General features: G+C 43.0%; 19 protein-coding genes. 11 read left to right on the forward strand and 8 right to left on the reverse strand.

Annotated elements, in window-relative coordinates:
- The first annotated feature begins 44 nt into the window (after window positions 1-44).
- The gene (locus tag WA256_RS09495) at window positions 45-1,460 is read left to right on the forward strand and encodes a mannose-1-phosphate guanylyltransferase/mannose-6-phosphate isomerase (RefSeq protein ID WP_335990819.1); all 1,416 of its coding nucleotides are present in this window, start codon (window positions 45-47) and stop codon (window positions 1,458-1,460) included.
- A gap of 282 nt (window positions 1,461-1,742) precedes the next feature.
- On the opposite strand, the gene WA256_RS09500 is transcribed toward WA256_RS09495, so the two are convergent.
- Window positions 1,743-2,174 carry a TIGR02444 family protein gene (locus WA256_RS09500; RefSeq protein ID WP_130167382.1) on the reverse strand — a complete coding sequence of 144 codons (432 nt, stop codon included), beginning with the start codon at window positions 2,172-2,174 and terminating at the stop codon, window positions 1,743-1,745.
- A complete protein-coding gene (locus WA256_RS09505; RefSeq protein ID WP_130167383.1) occupies window positions 2,161-4,080 on the reverse strand; it encodes an ATP-binding cassette domain-containing protein in 1,920 nt (639 codons plus the stop codon). The genes WA256_RS09500 and WA256_RS09505 overlap by 14 nt, the downstream gene beginning before the upstream one ends.
- A 129-nt stretch (window positions 4,081-4,209) precedes the next feature.
- On the opposite strand from WA256_RS09505, the gene WA256_RS09510 reads away from it, so the two are divergent.
- Window positions 4,210-4,413, forward strand: a complete 204-nt coding sequence (locus WA256_RS09510) for a YheV family putative zinc ribbon protein (RefSeq protein WP_130167384.1) — start codon at window positions 4,210-4,212, stop codon at window positions 4,411-4,413.
- A 42-nt stretch (window positions 4,414-4,455) separates the two neighbouring features.
- On the opposite strand, the gene WA256_RS09515 is transcribed toward WA256_RS09510, so the two are convergent.
- A complete protein-coding gene (locus WA256_RS09515) occupies window positions 4,456-4,668 on the reverse strand; it encodes a SlyX family protein (protein ID WP_054554490.1) in 213 nt (70 codons plus the stop codon).
- Window positions 4,655-5,653 carry a WD40 repeat domain-containing protein gene (locus WA256_RS09520; protein WP_063529198.1) on the reverse strand — a complete coding sequence of 333 codons (999 nt, stop codon included), beginning with the start codon at window positions 5,651-5,653 and terminating at the stop codon, window positions 4,655-4,657. The genes WA256_RS09515 and WA256_RS09520 overlap by 14 nt, the downstream gene beginning before the upstream one ends.
- Window positions 5,654-5,853: 200 nt before the next feature.
- Between WA256_RS09520 and fkpA the strand changes: the two genes are divergently transcribed.
- A complete protein-coding gene (fkpA, locus tag WA256_RS09525; protein WP_062564767.1) occupies window positions 5,854-6,609 on the forward strand; it encodes an FKBP-type peptidyl-prolyl cis-trans isomerase in 756 nt (251 codons plus the stop codon).
- 54 nt (window positions 6,610-6,663) lie between these two features.
- Here the strand turns inward: fkpA and WA256_RS09530 are convergent, their stop codons facing one another.
- Both WA256_RS09530 and WA256_RS09535 read right to left on the reverse strand, forming a co-directional pair.
- A complete protein-coding gene (locus tag WA256_RS09530; RefSeq protein WP_171037153.1) occupies window positions 6,664-7,710 on the reverse strand; it encodes a S66 peptidase family protein in 1,047 nt (348 codons plus the stop codon).
- Window positions 7,711-7,851: 141 nt separating this feature from the next.
- Window positions 7,852-8,322, reverse strand: a complete 471-nt coding sequence (locus WA256_RS09535; RefSeq protein WP_054562902.1) for an Rsd/AlgQ family anti-sigma factor — start codon at window positions 8,320-8,322, stop codon at window positions 7,852-7,854.
- Window positions 8,323-8,945: 623 nt separating this feature from the next.
- Here WA256_RS09535 and hemE point away from each other — a divergent pair.
- Window positions 8,946-10,010 (forward strand): uroporphyrinogen decarboxylase, encoded by a 1,065-nt coding sequence (gene hemE / locus WA256_RS09540; protein WP_054562901.1) that lies wholly within the window; start codon window positions 8,946-8,948, stop codon window positions 10,008-10,010.
- Between the two features lie 59 nt (window positions 10,011-10,069).
- Here hemE and sthA read toward each other — a convergent pair whose 3' ends face one another.
- Both sthA and WA256_RS09550 read right to left on the reverse strand, forming a co-directional pair.
- On the reverse strand, window positions 10,070-11,500 hold the full coding sequence (sthA, locus tag WA256_RS09545; RefSeq protein ID WP_054562900.1) for a Si-specific NAD(P)(+) transhydrogenase: 1,431 nt from the start codon (window positions 11,498-11,500) through the stop codon (window positions 10,070-10,072).
- 13 nt (window positions 11,501-11,513) lie between these two features.
- Window positions 11,514-12,647: an acyl-CoA desaturase gene (locus WA256_RS09550; RefSeq protein WP_269407805.1), complete on the reverse strand. Its 1,134-nt coding sequence runs from the start codon at window positions 12,645-12,647 to the stop codon at window positions 11,514-11,516.
- Between the two features lie 116 nt (window positions 12,648-12,763).
- Between WA256_RS09550 and fabR the strand changes: the two genes are divergently transcribed.
- The 7 genes from fabR to WA256_RS09585 all read left to right on the forward strand — a co-directional run bounded on the left by fabR (window position 12,764) and on the right by WA256_RS09585 (window position 20,209).
- Window positions 12,764-13,393 (forward strand): HTH-type transcriptional repressor FabR, encoded by a 630-nt coding sequence (gene fabR / locus WA256_RS09555; protein WP_054562898.1) that lies wholly within the window; start codon window positions 12,764-12,766, stop codon window positions 13,391-13,393.
- Between the two features lie 357 nt (window positions 13,394-13,750).
- Window positions 13,751-15,298: a 2-isopropylmalate synthase gene (leuA, locus tag WA256_RS09560; RefSeq protein ID WP_063528590.1), complete on the forward strand. Its 1,548-nt coding sequence runs from the start codon at window positions 13,751-13,753 to the stop codon at window positions 15,296-15,298.
- Window positions 15,295-16,371, forward strand: a complete 1,077-nt coding sequence (gene leuB, locus WA256_RS09565; protein WP_054554475.1) for a 3-isopropylmalate dehydrogenase — start codon at window positions 15,295-15,297, stop codon at window positions 16,369-16,371. Before leuA ends, leuB begins: the two co-directional genes overlap by 4 nt.
- Window positions 16,372-16,429: 58 nt before the next feature.
- Complete coding sequence (leuC, locus tag WA256_RS09570; protein WP_054554474.1) at window positions 16,430-17,830, forward strand: 3-isopropylmalate dehydratase large subunit; 1,401 nt, start codon at window positions 16,430-16,432, stop codon at window positions 17,828-17,830.
- A complete protein-coding gene (gene leuD, locus WA256_RS09575; protein WP_054562894.1) occupies window positions 17,830-18,429 on the forward strand; it encodes a 3-isopropylmalate dehydratase small subunit in 600 nt (199 codons plus the stop codon). The genes leuC and leuD overlap by 1 nt, the downstream gene beginning before the upstream one ends.
- Before the next feature lie 169 nt (window positions 18,430-18,598).
- Window positions 18,599-19,525, forward strand: a complete 927-nt coding sequence (locus WA256_RS09580; RefSeq protein ID WP_335990840.1) for an SRPBCC family protein — start codon at window positions 18,599-18,601, stop codon at window positions 19,523-19,525.
- Between the two features lie 90 nt (window positions 19,526-19,615).
- Window positions 19,616-20,209 carry a hypothetical protein gene (locus WA256_RS09585; protein WP_269407803.1) on the forward strand — a complete coding sequence of 198 codons (594 nt, stop codon included), beginning with the start codon at window positions 19,616-19,618 and terminating at the stop codon, window positions 20,207-20,209.

Genomic DNA, 20,209 nt, shown 5'->3' on the forward strand with positions numbered 1-20,209 from the left:
AAAATTTGTTAAACTCATGATTGGATTATTTACTATAAGCAATCATGAGTCGCAAAATCACCCCCGTTATTCTTGCTGGTGGCATAGGTTCTCGTTTATGGCCTTTATCGCGTAAAGCGATGCCTAAGCAGTTTTTATCTTTACTTAGCGAAAAATCACTCTTACAGAGCACGCTTTTACGAGTAGCTGACTCACGATTTAATGCGCCAATTTTAGTGTGTAATGAAGAGCATCGTTTTATTGCTAAAACGCAAATTGCAGAAATCACAGATAACTATACTTTATTGCTTGAGCCTGAAGGTAAAAATACCGCGCCAGCGATTGCCTTAGCAGCTGAATTTGCATTGCAAAATGGCCTAAAAGATCCCTTACTAGTCATGCCTGCTGATCACCATATCAGTGATTTTGATAAGCTTATTGCCTGCTTAGATAATGCGATAGCGCTTTGTCAGCAAAAACAATTAGTAACCTTTGCTATTACTCCCACTGAACCACATACCGGTTATGGTTATATTCGCCAAGGTGAGCCATTAGCTCATGAAGGTTGTTTTAAGGTGGCTGAGTTCAAAGAAAAACCGGCCCTGCAATTAGCCGAAAAATACCTTACCAGTGGTGAGTATGGCTGGAATAGCGGCATGTTCTTATTTTTACCGGATGTGTACTTGAGTGAGCTTAATCGTTTTGCGCCAAAGATTGCTGACAGTATCGCAAAGGCGGCTAGCTTCACCGCAGATTTAGGTTTTCAACGGCCTGTTGCGGCTGAGCTTACAGCATGCCCAAGTGATTCTATTGATTATGCTATTTTGGAGCGTAGCGCTAACGTTGCTGTTATTCCTGTTGATTTGAATTGGAGCGATGTTGGCAGCTTTTCAGCATTGTCGAAAATCGTAGAAAAAGACCAGCATGGCAATTATTTAGCTTCGCAAGGGGTGAGCTTAGATAGCGAGAATAATCTACTTATCAGCGAAGCCGACCATACTATTGCGGCGCTCGGCGTGAGTAATAAAGCAATTATACATACTCATGATGCCACCTTAGTGGCAGACAAAAGTGCGCTCGATAAGCTCCCTGATTTACTTAAACAGCTTGCTGTTGTCGATAACGATAAACTAACCCACCATCAAGCGGTATTCAGACCTTGGGGCAACTATCGAACTTTAATTGAAAGTACTGGCTTTAAGGTAAAGAAAATAATCGTCAACAGCGGTGCAAAACTCTCAACTCAACGCCATCAGCACCGTGCAGAGCATTGGGTTGTCGTATCTGGAGTGGCAAGTGTGCGAGTAGGTGATGACGAGTTTGAGCTAACAGCCGATCAATCTTGTTATATTGCGGCTAAACAATTACATAGCCTCGCTAATCAACAAGCCACACCTCTGATCGTTATTGAAGTACAAACCGGTGCAATACTTGATGAAAGCGACATCGAGCGATTTGATGATAGATATGGGAGGGAGTAGGTTGGTTTGAGCGGAGCGAAACCCAACGTAAGCGGAGCTATCAGCTTTCAGCCGTCAGACGTCAGTTGAGCGGTGGAGTTGTTGAGTGCAGTGTCTTACTCAGCATTCGCCCTATTCATTCTTCGGGTAGGTTGGTTTGAGCGAAGCGAAACCCAACGCAATCCATGTAAACCCTTTCTTTGGTAAACCCAAACCATCATAAATCACTCCCAAGGTTATGCTTGACCTAGAACCTAAAACCTAGAATCTTTACCCTCGCTAACTCGCTAACTCGCTAACTCGCTAACTCGCTAACTCAGTACCGACATAAAGCCTTATATTTTCAGCATTTGTGTACTGAGTGAATACCATCGTATTCGCTGTGTTTATCAGTAATTGTTGCTGTTGTTTTTCTAGCTTTAGTTCTGCGCTAAGTAGCTCTTTGCGGATGGTAGGGTAGTCTGAAATCTCGTTTTGAATAGTTTTCAGGTAGGCGCGTGTGGCTCTTAGGGGTTGTAAAGCTTGCTGGTCAAATTCGGCAATGCACGACTCAAGCTCACTCAGTTGAGAGGGTGTTACAGCCAGCTCTAAAGAATCAAGATAATAAAGCAGCAGGCAAAGGTTCACATTTTTGCCTTGCTGGTCCTGATAGCCTAGTAGCTTGGTTTGCATGCCGTCTTTGCTGTAAAGCTTGCATGCAAACTGCCAAAACTGTTCGCTGTTAAGCGGTTTCATCGGCAAAGGCCTGCTCTTTTTCTTCAAGCTCTTCAAGTGCCATGAGTAGCTCTTCTTCAACGTCATTAAGCTTGGGTGTTAGGTTTGCTTGTTTACCGAGTAGCTCTGTCAGTTTGGCTTTATTTTCATCACTGTATAAGTCATTGTCGGCAAGAGCGTTTTCGATTTCTCCAAGCTCTGTCGAATACTTATCAAGTTGCTTTTCAAGCTTTTCGATTTGCTTTTTCAACGGCTGCACTGACTTTCTGAACTCAGCTTCTAAGCGCTTTTGCTCTTTGCGGTTAACGCTTGAATGGGCTTTAGGCGCATCGTCTTCAGGGCTTTTAGCAGCTTCTTTATTGGCATTGAGTAGCCATTGGTAATAGGCATCAAGGTCATAACCAAATTGTGTTACTTCGCCATTATCAACAAGGTAATACTCATCAGCGGTATTTTTAAGCATATGACGGTCGTGCGATACGGTAACCATAGCGCCTTCAAAGCCTTGCAGCGCCATAACTAAAGCATGGCGCATTTCTAAATCGAGGTGGTTGGTTGGCTCATCCAGTAACAGTAGGTTTGGCTTTTGGTACACCAGCATTGCTAGTACTAAACGGGCTTTTTCACCGCCAGAAAATGGCGCAACTGGCTCAAGTGCTTTATCGCCAAAGAATGCAAAGCCACCTAAAAAGTCACGCAATGATTGCTCTGGAGCTTGCGGATTTAAACGTTGTAAATGGGTCACTGCACTGGCTTTTAAATCGAGTGACTCGAGTTGATGCTGCGCAAAGTAACCAATATTTAAGCCCTGATGCTGAAATACTTCACCTGCTTGAGGCTGTAAATCGCCAGCTAATAATTTAATCAGTGTTGATTTACCCGCACCATTTCGGCCAAGCAGCGCAATACGGCTACCCGGCACTAGGTTTAGCTTGATGCTATGCAAAATGGTGGTGTCGCCATAGCCTGCTTTGGCTTGGTCGAGAGTCATTAATGGGTTTGGCAGTGCTGTTGGCTCAGCAAATTCAAAATCAAAGGGTGAGTCAACATGGGCTGGAGCCAGCTTTTCCATACGCTCTAGGGCTTTTACGCGGCTTTGTGCTTGCTTAGCCTTACTGGCTTTTGCTTTGAAGCGCGTAATGAATTTTTCTAGGTGAGCAATTTGTTCTTGTTGCTTTTCGAACATCGCTTGTTGTTGTAATAAGCGCTCTGCTTTTTGGCGTTCGAATTGCGAGTAATTGCCTTTATAAACATTTATTTTTTGTGCGTCTATGTGCCAAATTTGGTCAACAACGGCATCTAAGAATTCTCGGTCATGGGAAATAAGCACTAGAGTGCCTGTGTAGGCACGTAAAAAGCGTTCTAACCAGTAAACCGCATCGAGATCTAAGTGGTTGGTTGGCTCATCCAGCAGTAATAAATCGGCATCACGAATAAGTGCTTGTGCTAAGTTTAAGCGCATACGCCAGCCACCAGAAAAGGCGCTCACTGGGTTGTCTATTTGCTCATTACTAAAACCCAAACCGTGTAATAGCTCTCCTGCTTTTGCCTCAATGCTATAGCCTTGAATATGTTCTAGGCCAATATGTGCTTTTGCCTGCGCATCGCCGTCGTTATTTTGCTCAGCTTCGCGTAGTGCAATTCTTAGCGCGTAATATTCAGGGTGACCTTGTAATACATAATCTAGAGCGCTGATTTCGAGCGCGGGTGTTTCTTGCTTCACAGAGGCAATTGACCAGTCTTTAGGAATTTGGCATTCACCGGCATCGAGTTGCAATTCAGACTTTAATAGCGCGAACAGCGTTGATTTACCACAGCCATTAGCGCCAACAAGGCCGACTTTATGCTCTGGGAATAAGGTTGCAGAGGCCCCTTTTAGTAAGGCGTTACCACCACGTAGAAGTTCGATGTCTGAAATTTGGATCATGAATGTTTACTTGCACAGCACTGATTAAATTGCCGCTATCATAACACGGATCACATTAGCCTTCGCAATCGTATCAAACAGAGAATTATTAGGCTAAAATAGCCGCCTACATGCCACGGGAGATCATCTATGAAACAAAAGAAACGCTTTATTGCTGGCGCATCATGCCCTGAGTGTAAGGCCATGGATACCATGATGCTTTATAAAGAACATGATGTGGAAAAAGTGGAGTGCGTACAGTGTGGCCACAAAATGACGCAACCAGAGCAGGCAGTGCAAGCCTCAACACGCCAATTTGAGCAAGTGATTGGTGTATTTAAGCCGGGCGATTAATTCCCGGCTCTATCACTACCTAATTACTCTATCATTACCTAATTAATAGTGCGGCGGTGGCGGCTCTTGCATTTGTGACATTAAAGATGGCTGCTGCGCTTCTTTAATCTTTTCTGCAAGTAACTCTGTCTGGCGTTTCATTTTAGCCAGCTGCTGTTGGTGCGCTTTAAGCTCATCGTTTAATATTTCAATTGTTTCATCTTGAAAAGCGACTTTCGCTTCAAGTTCCATTAGACGATCTTCAATTGTATTCATTTGATTCTCTTAGATTAAAACTTTCAGCGAATCCGCTGGAGCTTTCGGTTAATAACGCTTGGTTGTTATCAGTAAACGCAACATCTAACACCACGGCTGATTTCGGGCGGCTTCCTTCACGAGGAATCACTTGCCACGTTTGTAATTTTTTACCCGACTCTAGCTGCCATAAATCAACCAATCGATTGGGTGAACCGGTGGCAATTAAAGTGCCTTCATCGTTAAAACGGACGGCGGTAAAAATTTTCTGACGCGCAATATACGCCAGTTTGCTAACAAGATCACCTGTAGTCAGTTGCCATACATTTGCTTGCTTCATACTGTCTGCGGTAAATGCGTAACGACCTTGTGGATCAAGGGCGACTTGAGTAACGCGACTTGGGTGATTAAAGCGGTGGATCACTTGCCCTGTGCGAGTATCCCAAAAGTAAGCAACATAATCATTTGAGCCGCTAATGGCGTAGTGACCGTTAGGCGATAGATCAACAACATTGACTTTTTCTTGGTGGCCAAGGAACTCTATGCGCCTGCCACTCTCTAAGTCGAGGTAAACGACTACACCGTCGGCGCGGCCATATAATACACTGCGCCCTTGGTTACTTATCGCGATATCTCGAATTGTTGAGGCGTGTATTTTGTAATAACCCGTGTTGTTGCCCGTGGCAATGTCCCACACTGCAAAGGTGGACTTCTCAGCGGTAACTGCATGGCTATTGTCGTAAGAGATAGCAACAGTATGAACCAAGCTATCTTGATTTTGTTGTTGAAACCATTGGTATTTTAGCACCTGTTGTTGATTATCCCACAGTGCGACCCCATGGTGTATTGATGAGATTAAGCTGTATTTGCCATCGTGTGACAGCGCACTGGCGAAGGCACCTTTAGCCGCATGCTCATAGCGTGCAGTTGATTGCTCATGTTGCTCAGAGCAGGCTACAACTAAGCAAAGGCTGAGCAGATACAAAAAAGTACGAAATATCGACATATTACGAGTATTTCCCCTTAACTCTTAGTGATTGAGAGGTTAGACTAGGTCTCGTTGAAGGCCTAGGTTGTTAGTCTAATCGCTGATCATGCATAGGCATGACGTTAGTTATTAGACAAGCAGCCTACCATGTAGGTCGTTAATCTTTAACTAGTAATAATACAATAATTGACAACTGCAAAGTGTGTCGGAGATATAAAATGAGAAAGACGATTAAATTGTCATTGATTGCAGCGTCAGTTTTAGCGCTTACAGCTTGTAATCAGGAAGCAAAAAAAGAACAGCAAGTTGAAGTTAAACTAGAGACTGAAGCTCAACAACAAGCATACGGTATTGGTGCATCTGTTGGTAACTTCTTAAACCAAGACCTTGCTGATAAAAAAGCGCTAGGCGTTGAACTAGACGAAGCACTTCTTAAGCGTGGTTTTGAAGACGCACTAGCGGGTAACGCTAAACTTGATGACGAAAAAATTCGTGAAGTGTTAACGGCGCTTGATCAAAGCATTCGCACTAAGCAACAAGAAAAAGCGAAAGTAGAATCTGAAAAGAGCAAAGCTGAAGGCGAAAAATACCTAGCTGAAAACGCGAAAAAAGAAGGCGTTACAGTAACTGAGTCTGGCCTACAGTACGAAGTGATCACTGAAGGTGAAGGCGAAAAGCCAGTAGCAACTGACGTTGTTAAAGTACACTACAAAGGCACTTTATTAGACGGTACTGAGTTCGATAGCTCTTACTCTCGTAACGAACCAACTACTTTCCCACTTAATCGTGTGATCCCAGGTTGGACTGAAGGTTTACAATTAATGCCAGTTGGCTCTAAGTACAAGTTCACTATTCCATCTGAACTTGCATACGGTGAGCGTGATCTTGGTAAGATCCCAGCAAACTCAACGCTTGTTTTCGAAGTAGAATTACTTGAAATCCAAAGCGATGACAAAGCTGTACCAGCTGAGTAATATTTAACTCAATAAAAAAGGGCTTTTTAGCCCTTTTTTTATGCGCAAATTTTATTAACTAAATGCCGTTTCTTTCATTTTTAATGTGCCACTATCTGCATCAAGCTCAACCACAGTGCCAACAGGCAGAATAAATTGGCGTTTAATATGGCCAATCATAGCCCCACGATAGGCAGGAATTCCCAGCGGTTTTATATAATCTGCAAAAATATCGTCAAGGGTTAACGAGCCATAACCTCGGCCTGGCTTACAGTCATTACAATCGCCAAATACAAAGCCTGCAATCTTATCCAGTGCGCCCATAAGTTTTAGTGTGCTCATCATTCTGTCAATTCGATATGGCGCTTCGTCGATATCTTCTAAAAATAAAATTGCGCCATCAAAGTCAGGTAAATAATTCGAGCCTGCGAGGGCTGTCAGTACCGTTAAGTTACCGCCGATTAATCGTCCAGAGGCCTTACCTGGTGTAATCGTTTGGGTCAGGTACTGAGTGTTAACAAGCTCATCATCGGCTTTTGGTAAGTTTTGGAAATGCATCAACTTACGAGCTTCGAACATATTCTTAAATTGTGCAACATGAAACGAGTTCCAGTCACTCGATGCATTTGGACCATGAAAGCTGATTAACCCAGCTTGAGACAGTAAGGCGTTATGAAGAGCGGTAATATCTGAATAGCCCATTAGAGGTTTTGGGTTGTTACGGATCATTGCGTAGTCGAGCAAAGGTAGAATACGGGCAGCGCCTGAACCGCCACGTAAACACAAAATGGCATCAACCTCTTTGTCGCTGAATAAACTATTTAAGTCGCCGGCTCGCATTGCATCAGTGCCTGCTAAATGTCCGCGTCTTGCTAAAATGTTTGGTGCAAGCTTAGCCTTGTATCCCAGTGCCTCTATAACGCCTTTTGCTAGTATGATATCAGCCTGTTCGGCAGTGGCAGCTGACGGGCTACACACACCAATTGTGCCGCCTTTTTCCAGCGCTTTTGGCTTAATTAATGTTTGGGTACTAGCATTCTGAGCAGCCATTAAAGGAGCTGATGTTAAACTTGCGCCAGCAGCAAGGATTGAAAGTGACTTTAAAAATGACCGTTTATTCATAGCGAGCCTCATGTTTTATAGTATGAGTATCGCATTGAAGAAAATATTTCAAATATTTGTTACGAAATGGAATAGATGATTCTTTTTGGCAAGGCAAAAACACTTCAGCAGAGAGTGTTTCTCTGCTGTGCAACTAAGCTGTTAGCTGGTGTGATTAGAATATAAGTTGTCGATTAACTCATCTTCTAGCTCAAAGCGCAGTTCAAGTGCTTCGCCTAAGATTGATAGGTCTTTATCAAACTCATCAAGCAAGTCATCTTTGTCAACTTCTGCGTATTTGTCGTTAAAGTCGAGTGCTACATCTGTGGTTTCAGAAATGCGCGGGTATAAGGCATTCGCCAGCTTTTGGCTCTCAGGACCTTTTTCTTCACACGCTTTGGCAATGTCGTCGTAAATTTCGAAATGGCCAGCAGAAAGGTAATCCATCAGAATTTGGCAAAAGTTTTGAATTTGCAGCTGATCAGGAAGGGCATGATCTTTCTTTTCGTACGGTGAAAAGCCTGCAATACGGCAGAACAACACAAGCAGCTCTTGACGTTCTGTGAGCCATTTGTCAATTACAGAGTGACTACCACCCCATTTTTGTTGAGCTTTTTCCAAACGCGTCAGCATATTTCATCTCCTCGCTGAGTAGGTTTTCCTTTGTATATATAAAAAGGAAATATGACACAAAGATCAACTAAATTCTTAGTGTCTAATTGCAACAGATTGTAAAAGTCATTCTAAAGACATACTTTTCAGCATTGAATAGGCCAAAAAATGACCTCGTTTTTAGAGTGGACTTTTTTTGCTCTCATTGCAGTGTATGGGAATTGATTCAAAACTACTAGTATTAATTTTGCAATTTTTATCTAAGCGGATGAGTTGTAATTTGCTGATTTAGAAAAGAAAAAACCACCAAAATTGGTGGTTTAATTCTTTTTCTTAGACTTGTTAAAACAAGCGTTCTTATTATTATGGGAAGATTGTTGTTCTTATTGTTATAAGATTTTTATTATTGTTTTTGTTAACGCGGGGTAAGTTATACCAAGCTTTTTTGTATGTTGCAAATTTATTAATAGAAAGTTTTAAATTTATTTTGTTTTTATTTTGTTTTCGCTCAAAAAACGCACATTAGGCTGAGGGAGGCTGAAAAAACATGATCTATATCTAGCCTTGATTATCTATCCATAGTGAGACGCGCAATATGGTGATACAATCTGCTCAATTTCATTCAGTTCTAGGATTCTATACGCATGAGCGAATTAAAAAACGATCGTTATTTACGTGCACTACAAAAGCAACCTGTTGATGTCACACCGGTATGGATGATGCGCCAAGCTGGCCGCTATTTACCTGAATACCGTGCTACACGTGCCCAAGCAGGCGACTTTATGAGTTTATGTAAAAACGCTGAACTTGCTTGTGAAGTAACGTTACAGCCATTACGTCGTTATCCGCTTGATGCTGCAATTCTATTCAGTGATATTTTAACTATTCCTGATGCTATGGGCTTAGGCCTTTACTTTGAAACAGGTGAAGGTCCAAAATTTGAACGTCCGATTTCTTCATTAGCAGATGTTAAAAAAATCCCAAATATCGATCCAACTGATGAGCTTGGTTATGTGATGAATGCGGTAAGTACGATTCGTCGCGAATTAAAAGGTGAAGTACCGCTAATTGGTTTCTCTGGTTCACCTTGGACACTTGCCACTTACATGGTTGAAGGTGGTAGCAGCAAAACATTTGGTAAAATCAAGAAAATGGCCTTTGCAGAACCACAAACACTGCACCTATTACTTGATAAATTAGCGGACTCAGTAATCGACTATTTAAACGCGCAAGTTAAAGCGGGCGCGCAATCGTTAATGGTATTTGACTCATGGGGCGGTGTATTAAGCCCACGTGACTACAATGAGTTTTCATTACAATACATGCACAAGATTGTTGATGGCTTAATTCGCGAACATGATGGCCGTAAAGTACCAGTGACGTTATTTACTAAAAATGGTGGTCAGTGGATTGAAGCAATTGCAGCAACAGGCTGTGATGCAGTAGGTCTAGACTGGACTATTAACATCGGTGATGCAAAACGTCGTGTTGGCGATAAAGTCGCGCTGCAAGGCAACATGGACCCAGCAATGCTGCATGGCACGCCTGAGCGTATTCGCCAAGAAGTTGCCACTATCCTAGAAGACTTTGGTACAGGTTCTGGCCATGTATTCAACCTAGGTCACGGTATTACACCAGATGTAGATCCAGAAAACGCAGGTGTATTTATCAACGCGGTTCATGAGTTCAGTGGTAAATACCACAAATAAGCAAAAGCTAATCGTAAAAAAGCCCGCATTAAGCGGGCTTTTTGTTGTAATTTACTTCGTTACTTAAACAAACGGTTTAAACCATTTAATGCAGCTACGCGATAGGCTTCTGCCATGGTCGGGTAGTTGAACGTGGTATTTACAAAGTAATCAATGTTATTGCCGCCGTTCTTTTGCTCCATAATCGCTTGGCCGATGTGAACGATTTCAGAGGCACGCTCACCGAAGCAGTGCACACCCAGTACTTCTTTGGTATCAACATGGAATAAAATCTTTAAGCTACCCACCTCGGTGCCAGCAATTTGCGCACGCGCTAAATGCTTAAATTGAGCACGGCCTACCTCGTAAGGGACTTTTGCAGCAGTTAACTCTTGCTCGGTTTTACCCACTGAGCTCATTTCAGGGATTGTATAAATACCTGCTGGAATATCAATGATCAGCTTTTCATCACAGTTACCACATGCAATCGCATCGGCTGCAATACGGCCTTGGTCAAATGCCGCACTGGCAAGGCTTGGGTAACCTATTACATCGCCCACAGCATAAATGTTATCGACTTCTGTTTGGTATGTTTCGTTTACCTTAAGCTGGCCACGACCATCCGCTTTTAGGCCAACAGCTTCAAGGTTTAATGTGTCTGTGTTACCCGTACGACCATTGGCAAATAAAATACAGTCAGCTTTTACGCGCTTGCCTGATTTTAAGTGCATTACCACACAGTCATCGCGAGTTTCTACGCGATCAAACTCTTCATTATGACGGATAACAATACCGCTATTCCAAAAGTGATAGCTTAGAGCATCTGAAATTTCTGCATCCATAAAGGCAAGTAGGCGGTCACGGGTATTCACTAGGTCAACCTTGGCGCCTAAGCCTTTAAAAATAGAGGCGTATTCACAACCAATTACACCAGCACCATAAATCAGCACACGATGAGGGTCATCTTCAAGGCCTAAAATGGTATCGCTGTCGTATATACGTGGGTGTTTAAAGTCTACACCTGGTGGACGGTAAGGGCGCGAGCCAGTAGCAATAACGATTGTTTGTGCAGTAAGCGTTTCAAACGAACCGTCTAGGTGCGTCACTTTAATGGTGTGTTTATCAATAAACTCAGCATCACCTTGATACATATGAATGCGGTTACGCTCATAAAAGCTGCTGCGTAAATTAGATTGCTTTGAAATGACGTTACTTGCGTGGCGCAAAATATCTGGGAAAGTTAAGCGGTTAGGGCGCTCACTAATATTAAATAGCGGATTTGCTTTATATTCAATATAACGGCTTACAGAATGACGTAATGCTTTTGACGGGATAGTACCCCAGTGCACACAACCGCCGCCTACCGCTTCTTGACGCTCAATAACAGCGACTTTTTTGTTACTTTTAGATAGGTTCATGGCGGTACCTTCACCGCCAGGACCTGTACCTATGATGATCGCATCATATTGATAAGATGGAGTATCTTTTTGCTTTACTTGTTGTTTGGCCACAGCCGCTCCTATGTTAACTAAAAGAGGCTTTTAACAACCTCGCATTTAGTGCAAGCCAAGCCTGCTTTTGGTTTTCCCAAGCGGCTTCAAGCTCGTGATATTGTGTCATTAATGCTGATTTTTCACACTGTTTCATCATTTTATTACGTTTGATTTCTAACACGCGTTTTTGCAAGGCACAGAAGTGTTGCAGTTTTTTCAGCAGTAAATCGTACTCAGATTGTAATAATGTAAGCTTATCTTGCGCTAAAGGCAATTTTGCAAGGCGACCTTGAGTCTTATTCATCAAGGTTTCTGCTTTGGCTTTTTCGATTCGCTCAATTGGTGTGCGCTTTAACTTTGAAGCAAGACCGATTGCCGCTAGAGAGCGGATCATCCACTTAGTTGGATCATAGTGATACCACTGAATGCCATTGCGATAGTCGCTAGCAAAAATGTGATGGAAGTTATGATAGCCTTCACCGTATGTGAATAGCGCTAAAAAACCATTATCACGGGCGGTGTTTTTTTCTGTGTACGGGCGTGAGCCCCAGATATGCGCCAGCGAGTTGATAAAAAAGGTAAAATGTTGGCTCAATACCAAGCGTAGTAAACCAACCAGTAATAACATGCCCCATACATCGCCAAGCATTAAACCAAGTAGTAAAGGAATACCAAAATTAGTCGCGACGACTAACTTCATATAGTGACGGTGTTGCCACATAACGACTTTGTTTTTTTGTAAGTCTCGGCAGTTACTGTAGTTACCGTATTGTTCGCCTTGGTAATCGCGCAGCATCCAACCGATGTGGCTATACCAAAAGCCATTAGTAGCGGCGTAAGGGTCTTTGATTGGATCATCAACTTGACCATGGTGAATACGGTGATCGCTACTCCAGTGCAAGGCACTATTTTGTAATGCAAAAGCACCGCCTAAGGCAAAAATCACTTCAATAACAGGATGCACATCATAGGCTTTGTGTGCCCATAAACGATGATAACCTGCAGTAATAGAAAGTCCGGCGTAGAACATACAGCCAACAAAGGCTATCCACTGTGTACTGGTGTATCCGTAGCTAAAGCCATACCAAGGAACAAGGGTGATCGCGGCCAAAAATGTAAGGCTAAAAAATAGCACATTGGTCCAAATAATCGGTGGTTTTTTCATCTGAATAAATCTCGGCGTACAGTTGTACGCTAAAATAGTGTTTCATTCTCTCCGCGTCAAGTATTAGACTGTCTCATTAACCGAAAAATCATTAAAAGTTCACGCTGGGAGTTTCCATGTCGGGTGTTAGAGCGCAACAGAAACAAAAAACACGACAAGCACTAATCGAGGCTGCATTCAATCAATTGAGTGCCGATCATAGTTTTTCTAATTTAAGCTTGCGTGAAGTTGCCCGTGAAGCAGGGATTGCACCTACCTCTTTTTACCGCCATTTTAAAGACATGAATGAGCTTGGTTTGACCATGGTTGATGAAGCTGGTTTAACACTTCGCCAGCTTATGCGCCAAGCGCGTCGCCGTATTGAGAGTGGTGGTAGTGTGATCACGACATCAATCGTTACCTTTATGGAGTTTATCGATAACTCGAGCAACCAATTTAGATTGTTATTGCGTGAGCGCTCAGGAACTTCAAAAGCATTTCGTGCCGCGGTTGCTCGTGAAATTAAACATTTCATTTTAGAGCTTGCGCATTACCTTGAAAGTGAAACACCATGCGATCCAACTCATGCATATATTCAAGCCGAAGCCATGGTGACTTTAGTATTTAACGCCGGTGCCGAAGCCCTCGATATTGAAGGGACACAACGTGAAGAACTGGTTGAACGCTTGATCTGGCAATTACGCTATATTGCTCGCGGTGCCACTTTATACGTGCGTGATAGTAACCAATCGCAAAAGTTAATCTAAGCAATAGAGGCTTTACCTTCCGAAACTTTAAACGTTCAATACACTCAATGAGGGTTGGTTAACCTTAAAAATGCATTTTTGTGGATTTTTAATTCCGGTAAGGCGATTTAAAAATCGGTTTTGTGGAAAAATTATGCTTGCAAGCAGGTTTTTTGAATGTTAAAAATACAGCCACTGAACACACATTTAGTAAATTAAGATGCAAATTACACATTCAATTACATTAAAACTAAACCTCTTACTGCTTAAATCAGTGAGCGGGGCTTAGTGTATTTGCATTTGTAGAACATTAAAAAACCCCGCAACCGCGGGGTTTTTTTTATCTCGCTAATGGGTCATTGGGAACGAGGACAGTTTATGAAAGATAAGGTTTGGATTTTTGACACAACGTTACGTGATGGTGAGCAAGCATTAAAAGCAAGCCTAACCGAAGACGACAAAATTCAACTTGCGCATACCATTAGCCGCTTAAATGTGGATGTAATGGAAGTGGGTTTTCCGGTATCTAGCCCGGCAGATTTTCGCTCTGTACAGCGCATTGCGACTGAAGTAAAAGGGCCGATTATTTGTGGCTTAGCACGTGCTGTTGCAAAAGATATTGAAGCATGTGGTGAAGCACTTCGCCCGGCAGAGCAGGGCCGTATTCATACATTTATTGCAACCAGTCCATTACACCTTGAACACAAATTACGTATGAGCTTAGACGATGCAACGGCAATGGCTGTTAAGTCGATTAAACTTGCGCGTAACTACACCGATGACGTTGAGTTTTCGTGTGAAGATGCAGGTCGTACACCGCATTGGGATTTATGCCGTATCGTTGAAAGCGCTATTGATGCCGGTGCATCAACTATCAACTTACCTGACACCGTAGGCTATGTAACGCCAGACGAATACGCTGCGATGATCCATCACTTAATGAACAATGTGCCAAATATCGACAAGGCGCGTTTAAGCGTGCACTGTCATAACGATTTAGGTTTAGCGGTTGCTAACTCAATCGCTGCAGTGCAAGCCGGTGCTCGCCAAATCGAATGTACAATAAATGGCATTGGTGAGCGTGCAGGTAACTGCTCGCTTGAAGAAGTGGCGATGATCATGAAGATGCGTGAAGACCACTTAAAAGTTCATACCGATATTCGCAGTGAAGAGATTTACCGTGCTTCGCGCCAAGTCGCGAAGATTTGTAATATGCCAGTACAACCAAACAAAGCAATTGTTGGTGAAAATGCCTTTGCACACAGCTCAGGGATCCACCAAGACGGCGTATTAAAAGCCCAAAACACTTACGAAATTATGTCGCCAGAAAGTGTTGGTGTACCAAATAACCAATTAAACATGACTTCGCGTTCAGGTCGTCATGTTATTGAGCATCGTTTAGAAGAGTTAGGCTATCAAAAATCTGATTACGATATGGATAGCTTATACAGCAGCTTCTTAGCATTAGCAGACCAAAAAGGCACTGTGTATGACTACGACTTAGAAGCGATGATTTACTTTAACCAAATCAAAGATAAAGACGAGAAGTACCAACTTGAGTTTGTTAACTCGACGTCTAACTCACAATCGGTGGCGAGCTCAACAATCGGCATGACAATTGATGGTGAGTCTAAGCAAGAGGCAGCAACGGGTAATGGTCCTGTAGAAGCATCATTCTTAGCAATTGAGCGCTTAACGGGTATGTCGGTTGAGATGATTGAATATAACCTAGAAGCAACAGGCCAAGGTGCCAGCTCGCTAGGACAAGTGAATATTATCGCTAAATACGATGGTCGCCCATATCACGGCGCGGGCATTGCAGCGGATGTGGTTGAAGCGTCGGTACGCGCTATGATCCGCGTTTATAACTTAATTTATCGTGCACAAAAAGTGTCTGATTTAAAACAACAGAGGAAAGCAGGATGAGTCAATCGAATTACAGTATCGCAGTATTAGCAGGCGACGGGATTGGTCCAGAAGTTATGGCAGCAGCAGAAACCGTCTTGGATGCTGTAAGCGAAAAGTTTGGTTTTACTTTGACTCGTCATCATCACGCAATTGGTGGTGCTGCCATTGATGAGTTTGGTCAGGCACTACCGCAAAGCACTCTTAGTGCTTGTGAAAATGCCGATGCGATTTTATTTGGCTCGGTAGGTGGTCCTAAGTGGGAAAACTTACCACCGAACGAGCAACCAGAGCGAGCTTCACTGTTGCCACTGCGTAAGCATTTTGGTTTGTTCTGTAATTTACGCCCAGCACAATTATTACCAGCACTAAGTGCTGCATCACCGCTGCGTGCAGATATCAGTGCACAAGGCTTTGATATCTTATGTGTGCGCGAGTTAACCGGTGGTATTTATTTCGGTGAAAAAGGCCGCAGTGGCGAAGGGGAGCAAGAAGCTGCTTTCGATACCCAAACATACTCACGTAAAGAAATTGAGCGCATTGCACGCTTTGCATTTGAAGCCGCTAAGCTGCGTAGTAATCATGTTACTTCGGTTGATAAAGCGAATGTGTTGGCGACCAGCGTACTTTGGCGTGAAGTGGTCTCTGAAGTGAGCAAAGACTACCCAGAGGTAAGCCTTGACTACATTTATGTTGATAACGCGGCAATGCAGTTAGTTAAACAGCCAAGTCAGTTTGATGTATTACTTTGCGATAACTTATTTGGCGACATTCTGTCTGATGAGTGCGCGATGATCACCGGCTCCATGGGCTTATTACCATCAGCGAGTTTAAATCAGTCTGGCTTTGGTTTGTATGAGCCAGCTGGTGGCTCAGCACCTGATATCGCGGGTAAAGGGGTTGCAAACCCAATAGCACAAATTTTAAGTGCTGCGCTTATGTTGCGCTACTCACTAGGTCAAGATGAAGCGGCTCGTACGATTGAAAAAGCGGTAGCAGAAGCGGTTGAGGCCGGTGTTGGTACGCCCGATATCTACCCAAATGCAGGGTACACCACCAGTGATGTTGCTGCGGCAATTGTGGCACGTATTTAATTAAAAATTGTTTGCGCTGAGCTCGTCACTCAGCGTAACTAAAATGAGGGAATAGCAAGTGGCCCAAACCTTATACGATAAAATTTGGCAAGCTCATGTAGTCGCCAGCATAAATGATCAAACTGATTTACTTTATATCGACCGTCACCTAGTTCATGAAGTTACATCGCCGCAAGCCTTTGCGGGTTTACGTGAGAAAAACCGCAAAGTACGTTGCCCAGAAAAAACCTTTGCGACCATGGACCATAACGTTTCAACAAAAAGTCGCTCATTAGATGCTGCGAGTGAAGTGTCGAAAAATCAATTAATGGCACTGGATGCAAACTGTAAAGAGTTTGGTATTCAGCTTTATGATTTAAATTCGATTAATCAAGGTATTGTCCATGTAATGGGGCCTGAGCAGGGCATTACCTTACCGGGCACAACCATAGTGTGTGGTGACAGCCATACCTCTACCCATGGTGCATTTGGCGCACTAGCGCACGGTATTGGTACTTCAGAAGTTGAGCATGTTCTAGCCACTCAAACGCTACAGCAGAAAAAAGCCAAGTCGTTAAAAATTCAAATTAATGGTCGCCTACGCCCAACTGTTACTGCAAAAGATTTAATCATGGCGGTGATTGGTAAATTAGGTACTGCGGGTGGTACTGGCTATGTTGCTGAGTTTTGTGGCGAAGGGATCGAAGCGCTGTCTATGGAAGCGCGTATGACGCTTTGTAATATGAGTATTGAAATGGGCGCAAAAGCGGGTTTAATCGCACCAGATCAAACAACTTATGATTATTTAAAAGGTCGCCCATTTGCACCACAAGGTGCTGACTTTGATAGTGCCGTTGCCTACTGGCAAACACTAAAAACTGATGAAGGCGCAGAGTTTGATCATGTTGTTGAATTAGAAGCTGCTGATATTCAACCGCAAATTACGTGGGGTACCAGCCCTGAGCAAGTGATTGGCGTAGATGAATTCATTCCTGATCCTGAGCAAGAACCAGATCTAATCAAAGCTGATGCAATCCGCAGCGCACTAAAGTATATGGGTTTAAAAGCCGGTGATAAATTGTCTTCAGCAACTGTTGATACCGTTTTTATTGGCTCATGTACAAATAGCCGAATTGAAGATTTACGTGCTGCTGCGCAAATTGTTGAAGGTAAGCAGGTTGCAGCGGGTGTTGAAGCGCTGATTGTTCCAGGCTCTGGCCTTGTAAAAAAACAAGCCGAAGACGAAGGCCTTGCAGATATCTTCAAAGCAGCTGGCTTTGAATGGCGTGAGCCAGGTTGTTCAATGTGCTTAGCAATGAATGACGATAGATTAGAAGCCGGTAAACGCTGCGCGTCGACCTCTAATCGTAACTTTGAAGGTCGCCAAGGTCGCGGTGGCCGCACTCACTTAGTGAGCCCTGCAATGGCTGCGGCAGCGGCAATTCATGGTCGTTTTGTTGATATCAGAGGAGAAGCCTAATGAGCGTATTTTTTAGTGGCTTAATGGCCCCGTTAGATAAAAACAATGTTGATACTGACCAAATTATTCCAAAGCAGTTTTTAACTTCGACCAGCCGTGATGGCTTTGATGCGGCGCTTTTCTACGATTGGCGTTATTTAGATAACGGCGAGCCAAACCCTGAGTTTATTTTGAACCGCCCTTGTTACCAAGGTGCGCAAATTCTTTTAACTCGCGACAATTTTGGTTGTGGTTCATCGCGTGAGCATGCGCCATGGGCATTAAAGCAATATGGTTTTGAAGTTATCTTAGCGGAAAGCTTTGCCGATATTTTCTTTAATAACTGCGGCAATAACCAAATGCTTGCTATCGCATTACCAGCAGAAACGCTTGAGCAATTATTTGTGCTGAGTGAACAGCATGACGATATTCATATCGAAGTTGATTTAGAAAACCAACAACTTCGTAGCGATAAGTTTGACACTATTCACTTTGATATTCGCCATGACATTAAAGAGCGTTTGTTAAGTGGCTTAGACTTTATCGGTGTGACTGAAACACTTAACAGCCAAATTGATGCTTTTGAGCAGCAACTTGCAGCAGAACGCCCTTGGCAATAACCTGTTTTTTCCATGTGAACCTAAACGCGGCCAAGGCCGCGTTTTTATTTGTTTCTAAAAAAGAAAGTTGCTAATTTGGTTGGTAAAATAGCGAAAACAACAAATAACTATGTGGCCTCTTTCTCCTAAATCTATCGGCATCTTGATGGGTGTGCTTTATGGCATCAGCATGCGCATCTTTCTTGAAGTTAGCGGAACCTTTAATTTCGGTAGCCTTGTTACTATTTCGTTTATGTTTTTAGTGCCTGTTGCTATTGGGTTTATACGGGTACATTTTGAGTACAATCAACTATCGCCGATGACATATGGAAGAATGGCGGTAGTCGCTTGGCAACCTATTTTTGTGTTCTTATTTGTCAGCGTAGTAACTCTTTTAGAAGGAAGTATCTGCGTTGCAATGGCTCTCCCTGCATTTATGTTTTTTGCTAGTATTGGCGGTATGTTAGCAGGGCTATGTCATTGCCTTTGGGAAAAGAAAAGCAACAAAGCGGTGATGTCGGTAGCTTTGTTGCCGTTGATCCTTTCTCCTTTAGAGCTCAACTTTTTACACTTATCGAAAACTTACGAAGTTAAAAATACAATTGTTATCAATGCGCCTGTTGATGTTGTGTGGCAACAATTAGCTAATGTTAGCCAAATTCATGAGGGCGAATATCCAAGCTCATTTTCGCAATTAATTGGTATTCCTAGGCCAATTCGAGCTGATATGAGTGGTGGTGGGGTAGGTGCAATTAGAACCAGCCAGTGGCAGAAAAATGTTGTATTTAAAGAAGTGATAACCGAGTGGCTGCCGAATGAGAAAATGCTTTATAACTTTGAGATTGACCCAGAGTTAATTCCTGATCATGCACTTGATCAGCATGTGAAATTAGGTGGGGAATATTTTTCGCCACTGCATGGTGGTTATGAGTTAGTTGCAAGTGGTAATAATCAAACGCTGTTAAGCCTTAAAACGACGGTACTTGATAACACTAACTTTGGCATTTATTCGCGAGTATGGGGGGAAGTGATATTTCAGGATTTTCACCGAGCACTTCTCAAGCTAATGAAAGATCGCGCTGAAAATGACAACAAATTAGTTGTAAAAACAGGATGACCACTCGCTGTCTAGCAGCTTATCGTAATTGTTTTCTTTATGGTCTTTAAACCATTAGCCTAGACTGAAATTTTATTTAGGGAACACACCATGAAATACTTAGTAGCATCGATGCTCGTGGCAGCATCATCAGTAGCGGCTGCACGACCTGCACCATTAGTGTCAATTCCAAGCCATGATGGCTTTTTTGATAATATTGCTGCCCATTGCGGTAAAGCTTACGAAGGTAAAGTGAGCGTTGATAACGCTGCTGGCCCGAGCTCATTTGCGGGCAAAAAGTTAGTAATGCATGTACGTCGTTGTAACGAGCGTGAGTTACAAGTGCCATTTCATGTTGGTGATGATGCATCTCGTACTTGGATCATCACAAAAACGGGCAGTGGTTTGAGTTTAAAGCATGACCATCGTCATAAAGATGGCAGCGATGATAAATCAACCATGTATGGTGGCCATACCCTTGATGCGGGTTTTGCTAACGCGCAGTCGTTCCCGGCTGATCAGTATTCAAAAGAGTTGTTTGTGAGCCAAGGTATTCCCCAATCAATGGGTAACACGTGGCAAATGTATATTTATCCTAAGCAATTTACGTATCGCTTAGTGCGTGAAGGGCGTGAATTTCGTGTTGATTTTGACTTAACTAAACCTATCACGCCGCCAAACGCGCCGTGGGGATATGAAGACTAG

The organism is Pseudoalteromonas sp. CH_XMU1449-3 (assembly GCF_037027245.1).
Classification (GTDB): Bacteria; Pseudomonadota; Gammaproteobacteria; order Enterobacterales; family Alteromonadaceae; genus Pseudoalteromonas; species Pseudoalteromonas shioyasakiensis.

Coding starts and splice junctions, on each gene's coding strand:
- WA256_RS09495 (WP_335990819.1), top strand. CDS start 45: ATGAGTCGCAAAATCACCCCCGTTATTCTTGCTGGTGGCATAGGTTCT.
- WA256_RS09500 (WP_130167382.1), bottom strand. CDS start 2,174: ATGAAACCGCTTAACAGCGAACAGTTTTGGCAGTTTGCATGCAAGCTT.
- WA256_RS09505 (WP_130167383.1), bottom strand. CDS start 4,080: ATGATCCAAATTTCAGACATCGAACTTCTACGTGGTGGTAACGCCTTA.
- WA256_RS09510 (WP_130167384.1), top strand. CDS start 4,210: ATGAAACAAAAGAAACGCTTTATTGCTGGCGCATCATGCCCTGAGTGT.
- WA256_RS09515 (WP_054554490.1), bottom strand. CDS start 4,668: ATGAATACAATTGAAGATCGTCTAATGGAACTTGAAGCGAAAGTCGCT.
- WA256_RS09520 (WP_063529198.1), bottom strand. CDS start 5,653: ATGTCGATATTTCGTACTTTTTTGTATCTGCTCAGCCTTTGCTTAGTT.
- fkpA (WP_062564767.1), top strand. CDS start 5,854: ATGAGAAAGACGATTAAATTGTCATTGATTGCAGCGTCAGTTTTAGCG.
- WA256_RS09530 (WP_171037153.1), bottom strand. CDS start 7,710: ATGAATAAACGGTCATTTTTAAAGTCACTTTCAATCCTTGCTGCTGGC.
- WA256_RS09535 (WP_054562902.1), bottom strand. CDS start 8,322: ATGCTGACGCGTTTGGAAAAAGCTCAACAAAAATGGGGTGGTAGTCAC.
- hemE (WP_054562901.1), top strand. CDS start 8,946: ATGAGCGAATTAAAAAACGATCGTTATTTACGTGCACTACAAAAGCAA.
- WA256_RS09550 (WP_269407805.1), bottom strand. CDS start 12,647: ATGAAAAAACCACCGATTATTTGGACCAATGTGCTATTTTTTAGCCTT.
- fabR (WP_054562898.1), top strand. CDS start 12,764: ATGTCGGGTGTTAGAGCGCAACAGAAACAAAAAACACGACAAGCACTA.
- leuA (WP_063528590.1), top strand. CDS start 13,751: ATGAAAGATAAGGTTTGGATTTTTGACACAACGTTACGTGATGGTGAG.
- leuB (WP_054554475.1), top strand. CDS start 15,295: ATGAGTCAATCGAATTACAGTATCGCAGTATTAGCAGGCGACGGGATT.
- leuD (WP_054562894.1), top strand. CDS start 17,830: ATGAGCGTATTTTTTAGTGGCTTAATGGCCCCGTTAGATAAAAACAAT.
- WA256_RS09580 (WP_335990840.1), top strand. CDS start 18,599: ATGCGCATCTTTCTTGAAGTTAGCGGAACCTTTAATTTCGGTAGCCTT.
- WA256_RS09585 (WP_269407803.1), top strand. CDS start 19,616: ATGAAATACTTAGTAGCATCGATGCTCGTGGCAGCATCATCAGTAGCG.